This window comes from Deltaproteobacteria bacterium PRO3 (assembly GCA_030263375.1).
Lineage (GTDB): Bacteria > UBA10199 > UBA10199 > DSSB01 > DSSB01 > DSSB01.
Genome location: SZOV01000117.1, coordinates 1 through 8,259, shown reverse-complemented (window position 1 = coordinate 8,259; position 8,259 = coordinate 1). Strand labels below are relative to the sequence as shown.

At 63.6% G+C, this 8,259-nt stretch carries 6 protein-coding genes; 1 reads left to right on the top strand and 5 read right to left on the bottom strand.

The window, feature by feature from the left end; translation table 11 throughout:
* Positions 1 to 121: 121 nt before the first annotated feature.
* From FBR05_13530 to FBR05_13520, 3 genes are read right to left on the bottom strand one after another with little or no spacing between them, the layout of a single operon-like run.
* Positions 122 to 1,825: a cytochrome C biogenesis protein gene (locus FBR05_13530; GenBank protein ID MDL1873198.1), complete on the bottom strand. Its 1,704-nt coding sequence runs from the start codon at positions 1,823 to 1,825 to the stop codon at positions 122 to 124.
* A complete protein-coding gene (locus tag FBR05_13525) occupies positions 1,822 to 3,627 on the bottom strand; it encodes a cytochrome c biogenesis protein ResB (protein MDL1873197.1) in 1,806 nt (601 codons plus the stop codon). The genes FBR05_13530 and FBR05_13525 overlap by 4 nt, the downstream gene beginning before the upstream one ends.
* An 18-nt stretch (positions 3,628 to 3,645) precedes the next feature.
* A complete protein-coding gene (locus tag FBR05_13520) occupies positions 3,646 to 4,950 on the bottom strand; it encodes a phosphopyruvate hydratase (GenBank protein MDL1873196.1) in 1,305 nt (434 codons plus the stop codon).
* A gap of 175 nt (positions 4,951 to 5,125) precedes the next feature.
* Here FBR05_13520 and FBR05_13515 point away from each other — a divergent pair, with 175 nt between their 5' ends.
* Positions 5,126 to 5,638 (top strand): restriction endonuclease, encoded by a 513-nt coding sequence (locus FBR05_13515; GenBank protein ID MDL1873195.1) that lies wholly within the window; start codon positions 5,126 to 5,128, stop codon positions 5,636 to 5,638.
* A 131-nt stretch (positions 5,639 to 5,769) separates the two neighbouring features.
* Here FBR05_13515 and FBR05_13510 read toward each other — a convergent pair whose 3' ends face one another.
* The gene (locus tag FBR05_13510) at positions 5,770 to 6,621 is read right to left on the bottom strand and encodes a CDP-alcohol phosphatidyltransferase family protein (protein ID MDL1873194.1); all 852 of its coding nucleotides are present in this window, start codon (positions 6,619 to 6,621) and stop codon (positions 5,770 to 5,772) included.
* A gap of 241 nt (positions 6,622 to 6,862) precedes the next feature.
* The coding region (locus tag FBR05_13505) for a radical SAM protein (protein ID MDL1873193.1) at positions 6,863 to 8,259 on the bottom strand (1,397 nt) is incomplete at its 5' end.

The window sequence follows — 8,259 nt, the reverse complement described above, 5'->3', positions numbered from 1 at the left end:
AGGGAGGATTTGCCGGCGTTGGAACGCCCCAGGAAGATCGCGATCGCACCTCGCAGCACGGGGAGCTGCTCGGGGAGGTAAGAAGTGGCTACGATCTCGGGGATGGGAGCCGGTTTCTTCTTCATCCCGACCGGCCCATCGCCGGGACCCGGGCCGGCTTAAACAGCATCTTGTAGCGCAGGGTCGCGAAACCGATCCAGAGCAGCTCGATGCCGACGAAGGTCGCCATCCCCGTCGCGCCGCCCGAGCTGAATCCGTAGCTGTGTAGGCCGACGCCTAAGATGAAGTTCACCCCATACCAGGCCATCAACACCAGCAGAAAAGCCAGCACCGAGCCCAGGGCCAGCCCGAAACCGCGCAGCCAACCCGCGAAGCGGCCGTGCAGGATCGCCAGGTACCCCAAGAGCGCGATCAGCGCCCAGACCTCTTTGGGATCCCAGCCCCAGAACCGACCCCAGGAGGCGTTGGCCCAGACCCCGCCGAGAATGGTGCCCGCGGCCAGGAGGATGACGCCGACCTGCATGGACCGATAAAGAAAATAATTGAGGCGCTCGATGCGCTCCTTCGCCTGCGGCTTGAAGATGTAGTAGCCCAGGCTCACGTTGCCCACGCCGAGGGCCAGGGCGAAGGCCGCATAGCTCAAGGTGATGGTGAGCACGTGGATAGTCAGCCAATAGTTGCTGCGCAGCACCGGCACCAGCGGATCGATGGCGGGATCGAGGATGGAGGGTACCGAATCGGCCACCACCAGCAGCAGGGTCGCCAGGGCCGCCGCCGCGGCGGCGTAGATCTTGGCCCGGTAGACCGCCTCGAAGATCAGGGCAAAGAGGACGACGCCGAAGGCCACCCAGATCACCGACTCGTACATATTGGTCACCGGCGGACGCCCCGAGATCATCATGCGCAGGACGAAGCCGTAGATATGGACCCCGAAGGACAGCGCCAACAGGCCCATCCCCGCCCAATACAGCCCCTTCCCCTTCATCCAGAGGCTGCTGATCAGGAGAAAGAAGGCCAAGGCATAGCCCAGCCAGGCCAGGCGGAAGGGTTTGATCGTGTTGAGCTGGATCTCGCGATGCAGGTCCTGGGCCGAGGGGTAGTCCTTGACGATCTGCCCCTGCTCTTTCAGGAGATCGCGCATCATCAGGGCCATCTGGCCGAACAGCGCGGCGTCGCCTTGAAAATAAGCGGCCAGGCTGCCCTGGACCGCGCCGGCGATCTTGGCCTCGACGGTCGGCGCCGCCTGCATGGCCGAGAGATTGGGGTAGCGCTCCGCCAGCTTCTCGAGGCTCTCCCAGTGGCCGCCGGCCTGGGGGATCACCGTGAGGGCGGAGCCCGAGGCGATGGTGTAGAAAAGGTTGAGGCGTTGCATCAGGCTGGCGGCATGGCGCTCGATCTCGCTTAAGCTCGCCCCTTCCTGCTGCTTGGCCGCCACCGTCTGCATGAAGAGCTGAAACTCTTGGTTGGCGGCGAGATCGGCGGGCGCAACGCGGCCGCTCGTCGGCTTCAACCCCACCTGCTCCTGCAGGGGCTTGAAGCCCGCGTCCAGGATGGGTTGCCTCTCCCAGACCTTGGTCTGCGTCAGCCAGGAATAAATCAGCTCGATGGGATCGAAGCCTTGGAACTTCTCCCGGCCGGTGATGGTGCGGACCGTCTCGCGGGCGAAGGTGTCGAAGGGCTTCTTGCGGCCGCCCTCCTGGATCGCCACCTCCCGCAGGATCTCGACCTGCATGCCGGGCTTCGGCGCGGGCATCTCGCCTTCCGCCCGGAGGGCGGCGGGGAGGCATAGGATTCCCAACATCAAGAAAGTCTTCAAGCGCTTCATGGCGTTTTCTCCATCGGAATCTCGGGACTGAGCCCGGCGGTCGCGGAGGAGGCCTGCGCTTTGCGCGCCGCGATCCGTTTTTGAACGAACATGGGTTTGAACCAAAACATCAGGGCGATGCCCGTGCACATCACGAGCGAGCCGAGGTACTTCAGAAAGATCCCGGGGTCATAGGCGACGGCCAAGACCGAATAGTCGGGGCCGCCGGGGTTGAGCTGGTAACTGGCCTGGAAGAGCTTGTACTTCCCGTACTCGAGGGGTTGGTTCATGGCGATGAGCCGGGAGTCCTGCACCTGGGCCTCGCGGTCGATCAGGGTCACCTGACTCTCGTAGCTGGACGGGTCCTTGGTCCCCTCGTAGGTGCCCATGCGGAAATCGTCGAGGCGCAGCTCGAAGCCGACCGGCTTGCTCTTCAGGCCGTAGGCAACCTTGAGGCGGCGCGGGCCCAGATCGACGTCGCGGCTCTCCCCTCGCCCCAGCCAAAACTCCCGCTGCGCTTGCCCATTGGCGAGCGTGAGCCGGACGGCCGAGGGCGGCCCTTCCTTGCCCTTGGGAACGGAGACCTTGCGGTAGACCTTCTCGATGCGCGCGCGGGGGGTGTCTTGGACCACGGAGAAGTCGAAATCCATCCAACCCGTGGCCACCGGTTTGTCCAAAGCCAAAGGCGAGATCTCGCGCCAAGCCCCGCCCGACTTGAGGGCGTAGTAGTGCTCGCCGTTCTCGAGGCGGACCAGGGCGAGGGCGTTGTCGGAGGCGTTCCAGTCGGGCGGGAAGTCATAGAGTCGCGGCCGCAGCTTGGAGTTCACCTCGCCGTGCACCGTCGGCAGCATCGGAAACTTGGCGAAGACGGTATGGCGCTCCCCGCCCGCCGGGGTCTCAAGCGTCAGGGTGAGCGCGGGGTTGACGCGCTCGGAATCGACGCTGCGCAGCCCGTTGGGGTCGACCGCGGCGTTGGAGAGGTAATTTTTGAGAGTGAGCGTGCCGGCGCGCGTTTTCAAAGGTTGGTTCAGGTTGGGTTTCACCGGGATCCACTCCCCCTCCAGCCACAGGGCCGGACCGGCGAAGGCCTCGGGCTCTTTCAAGAGGCGGCGGAAGGAGGCCAAGTCGGGGAGCTCGAGATAGGCGACGGTCGCGGGCCCCAGGTTGAGGCGCTGCCGCTCGAACTCGCGGGCGAAGACCCACTCCTGCATGGTGGTCCGCGAACCGCTGATCTTGATTTCGAGCGCCGGATTGTCGAGGGAATTGTCGGCCTCGACGCGGATGTCCTCGGCCGCGTTGGGGATGAAGTCGTCGACGCGGGCCTCGACGTCGCCCAGCACCCGGGCCGTCCAGGGCCGCTTGGCGTCGGGAGGGTCGAAACGGAACTCGGCGGGCTTCTGCTCGAGCTTGCCCAAGTCGACGTCGTAGAAGAAGAGCTGGGCCTCCTTGATCGTCATCTTCTTTCCGGTTTCGCCCTCCGCGAGGATCATCTGCCCCTCGTAGCCTTCGATCAGGGTGAGCAGGGAGCCGGCGAGCAGGATCAGGATGCCCAGGTGGGTGACCAAAAAGCCGATGTGGTGGCGCTTCCAGGGCCAGCGCGAGAGGGCCGCAAACAGGACGTTGATCCCCAGGACACCGAGGATGGCGGTGAACCACCAGGTGCCGTAGACGTAATGCTTGGCGGTGTCGGTGTCGTGGAGCGACTCGTAGAAAGTGCCGACGGCAAGCACCGCGGCGAGGGAAAGGATCACGATGACGGCCAGCTTGAGCGAGGACAGGAAGCCGAACAGGGCGCGACCGATTTTCGATAAAACAGACTTCATGGTACCTTCACGGGCGCCCTAAGTACGGCGCCCCGCCAACACTTGGCCCCCCAGATAACGGGCCTTCCCTCCCAAACGTTCTTCGATTCGCAGCAATTGATTGTACTTGGCCGTGCGGTCGCTGCGGGAGAGCGAGCCCGTCTTGATCTGCCCGGCGTTGGTGCCGACCGCCAAGTCGGCGATGGTGCTGTCCTCGGTCTCCCCCGAGCGGTGCGAGATGACGGCGGCGAAGCCGGCCTGCTTGGCCAGGCGGATGGCCTCGAGCGTCTCGGTGAGGGTGCCGATCTGGTTCACCTTCACGAGGATGGCGTTGCCCGCCTTCGCCTCGATGCCCCGGGCCAGGCGCTTGGGATTGGTGACGAAGAGGTCGTCGCCGACCAGCTGGATCTTCCCGCCCAGCTTCCGGGTGAGGGACTTCCATCCCTCCCAGTCGTTTTGGTCGAGGCCGTCCTCGATGCTGACGATCGGGTAGCGCGCGGTCCAGTCCGCGTAGAGGCTGATCAGGCCCTCGGCGTCGAGCTCTTGGCCGCCCTCCCCTTCGAGGCGGTAACGGCCGTTCTTGAAAAACTCGGAGCTCGCGACATCGAGGCCGAGCAGGACGTCGGCCCCGACCCGGTAGCCGGCGCGCTCAACGGCGGCGCAGATCAGGTCCACCGCCTCTCGGTTGGAGCCGAGGTTGGGGGCGAAGCCGCCCTCGTCGCCCACCGAGGTCGCGTAGCCCTTCTCGCCCAGGACCTTTTTGAGCTGGTGGAAGACCTCGGCGCCGCAGCGCAGGGCCTCGCGGAAGCTCGGCGCCGACACCGGCAAAATCATGAACTCTTGGAAGTCGACGTTGTTATCGGCGTGCTGCCCGCCGTTGAGGATGTTCATCATCGGGGTCGGCAGGACCTCGGGCTGGACGCCGAACAGGGCCGCGATGTGCTCGTAGAGCCACTTCCCCTGGTGCTGGGCGGCGGCCCGGCAGACCGCCATCGAGGCGCCGAGGATGGCGTTGGCGCCGAGGCGTCCCTTGTTCTCGCAGCCGTCCAGCTCGAGCATGAGCCTATCCACCGCATCTTGCCGGAGGGCGTCTTGCCCTGCGAGGGCCTGGGCGATGGGGCCCGAGACATTCTCGACCGCGCGGCGCACGCCCTTGCCCAGGAAGCGCTTGGGCTCGGCGTCGCGCAGCTCGATGGCCTCGTATTCGCCCGTCGAAGCGCCCGAGGGCACGGCGGCCCGCCCGATCGTGCCGTCCTCGAGGACGGCCTCGACCTCGACGGTGGGGTTGCCGCGGGAGTCGAGGATTTCCCGGGCGTGGAGGCTGCGAATTTTCGAGGAGGCCATGGTCGTTACTCCGCAAAGAAGTTGGATGTCGGTCACGAATGCGACCCTCTGGAGCGCAGGCTCAGGTAGCACGGCCCTTCCGCCCCTGTCAATGACGGGTCCGGGGCCTTAAGTGTCAAGAATCACTCGACAAAAACCTTGACTTGCGAGGCGCAACGCCGCACTCTCGCGAGGCATGGGCAATCTGCTGATCGTCATCCTTTTCACCTTCCTCTTCAGTATATTTCTCATCTATTTGATCCAAAAGACCTCGAAGCGCCCTGAGACCGCCGAAGAGAAAATCCCCATCGATCCCGGCCTGCAACACCTGAATCTCGACCAGTTTTTCGCGATCTGTTGCGAGTTATTGGAAAAAATGGGACTTCGCATCCTCAACAGCTACCGCACCGAGGACAACGAGATCGACATCTTCGCGGAAAACCCCGAACCCATCGTCGGCGGGCCCTTCCTGGCCCACCTGATCCTCTATCCCGAGGGCGCCCAGGTGAGCAGCGCGGAGGTCCAGAACTTCGCCTCCAACCTGATCGGCGAGCGCCGCGGCAAGGGCATCCTGATGACCACCGGCTTTTTCGCGCCCGACGTCGCGATGCTGCCCGAGCTCCCTCCCATGGAAATGATCGACGGCAAGCGTCTCGCCGAGCTGATGAAGCACTACGGCATCACGGCGCCGACGCCCGAGCGGGCTTAAATCCCTCATTTGAATCGCCGCAAAATTTGCCGCCTTTGTAGGGGCCGTTCGCGAACGGCCCCTACGGTCGCGGCAATGGACGCAGAGACCGTAAAACCACGCAGCCCGGCAAAAAAGGTCACGAATCCGATTTACGAATCCAAATATCGGTGGGTGAACTTGCGGAACAAGGGCACGCTGGGCTCCTTGGGTTGGTAGCCGTCGCGAATCCGCAGTTTTCGGAAGATGTAATACATGCGGTAGCAGGCCGTCAGCAGCGTCATGACAGCGATGACGCCCAGGGCCGCGATGGTGAGGTATTCGACCGGCGGTTGGGCGCCGGGGTTGACGATCTGGCGGAAGGGTGGGCTGAAGATCGAGCCGACGCCCAAATAGACGATGCGCTCGGGCCGCTGCATGATTCCGCCCTTGCAATCGACGCCCTCGCTGTCGCCGCGCGCCTTGGTGTAGCTGACCATCAACGAGCCTACCATCGCGCCAAGCACCAGGAACAGGACCCAGGAATCCCGATAAAAATAAGCCAGGCCGAAGAAGACCAGGGACTCGCCGAAACGGTCCATCACCGCGTCGTAGAAGGCCCCCGACTTGCTGGTCTTGCCGCTCTTCCGCGCCACGCGCCCGTCGAACATGTCGAAGGTGCCGCCGATGATCATGAACCAGCCCGCCACCCCCATGTGCCCGGTCGCGAAGGCGTAGGCCGAGACGCCGCTCAGCAAGAAACCCAGCGTGGTCAGCGTGTTCGGGCTGACGTTCAGCTTAATGAAGAGCCACTCGATCGGCGAGATGAACCAGGCCCAGTATTCCCGGAGGAAAGGCCCCACCATGCGGGAGGTGTGACGTCCGACCAAGTCGGGATCCCCGGGCCGCTTGCGGTAGACGAAAATCGCGAAGATCACCACGGTGGAGAGCATGAGGACGTTGATCGCCACCAAGGGGAGGAGCGAATTCCATTTGGGATCGATGCCGAAAATTACGGGATTCATAGCGATTAGCCAGGGGGTAACAGATTTAACCGGGGCCGTCAATGCGGGCCCGGCTTCTCGTCACGGTCCGCAATACCTCAAGGATTGTCAAAGCTTAGCTGGAAACTTCGATCTCTCCTGGCCCACCGTTGGACTTATTCCGCGGGAAGCCGAAGCCATCGGCGGCCGTCACCGAACAACGCGAAATTAGCCCCGCGGCGCCCGGAAGAGAGCGCCGCGGGGCCACAAACGCGGGCGGGGCTTAGCGGGCCCCGTCGGTGCCGGTCGCGGCGACCGTAGTGACGGCCTCCTCCGCGAGCTTCGCGGCCTTCTCCTTGGCGACGATCAAGGAGGGGTCGATCTTCAGGCTGTGATCGAAACTGGGCAGCGGCATCGCCTTGCCGTCGGCGTAGACCTTGTGGCGCCCGTGCTGCTTGTACCACTCGCCGACCGAGGCGTTTTTATACATGTTCTCGATGATGTTTCTCCAGCCTACGCCCGTGTTGTAGGCGCAGAAGGAGATCTCACCCTGCTGGGTGCCGTAGGGGATGATGCACATCTCGGTGCGGCGGAAGTCGTAGTTGAAGAGGTCCTGGAACCACATGCCCGCGACGAACAGGAAGAGCCACTCGTCCTTCTTGCGCTCGGCGCCGACGCCGTAGTCCTTCTCGGATAGGGACCCACCGCTCTGCTTGTCGAACTTCTCGAGCAAGCCCTTGAGGGTCAGACCCTCGGGGAACTTGGTCGGATCGATGTTGCGCAGCAGGGCCATCGCGATTTGGGCGCGGGTCAGGGACTGCCCGCGGGCCGCGTCGGTGATGCGTTCGACGTCCTTGAGGAATTGCTCCATGTTGAGGAATTCGGAGACCGGCTTGTAGACCTTGGTGCGCTTATTGACCATCAGCGCGGTGCCGATGCCGCAGTTGGGGTGGCAGCCGCAGCTCATATTGCCCCAGTCCTGTTCCGGACCCTTCACCATGTCGGCCAGGTTGGCGAAGATGCCGCCGATGGAGAGCGGGAACCAGTCGCGCAGCGGCTCGGTCATGCCGGTCTGCCGCTTCACGTCGTGGGCGAGGTGCGCCAAGGTGTAGCGCATCTTCTTGCGGTCTTCGTCGCTGATATCCTCGTCGCGCCCGGTGAAGGAGACGGGTTGGAAGGCCACGAAGCTGATCTTGTCGGAATTTTCTATGGCGAATTTCACGATGGGGCCGACTTGATGGTTGTTGACCGTGTTGACGATCGTCACGACCAAGACGACGTCGATGCCCGCCTTGTAGAGGTTCTCGATAGCGCGCAGCTTGACGTCGAAGAGGTTGCCGATCTTGCGGTGTTCGTTGTTCTCGTTGCCGATCCCGTCGAATTGCAGGTAGATCAGGCGCATGCCGGCGTCGTAGGTCTGCTTGCAGAATTCGGGGTCTTCGGCGAAACGGATGCCGTTGGAGGCCGCCTGGACGCTGAAATAGCCGACCTGCTTGGCGTACTTGATGGCGTCGAGGAAGTGCGGCGACATGGTGGGCTCGCCGCCGGAGAACTGCACCGACATCTGGCGGCGCGGCTTGATCTTGAGGGAGTTGTCGAGGATCTCCTTCACCTCGTCGAAGCTCAGCTCGTGGACGTAGCCGACTTGGTTGGCGTCCATGAAGCAAGGGTCGCACATCA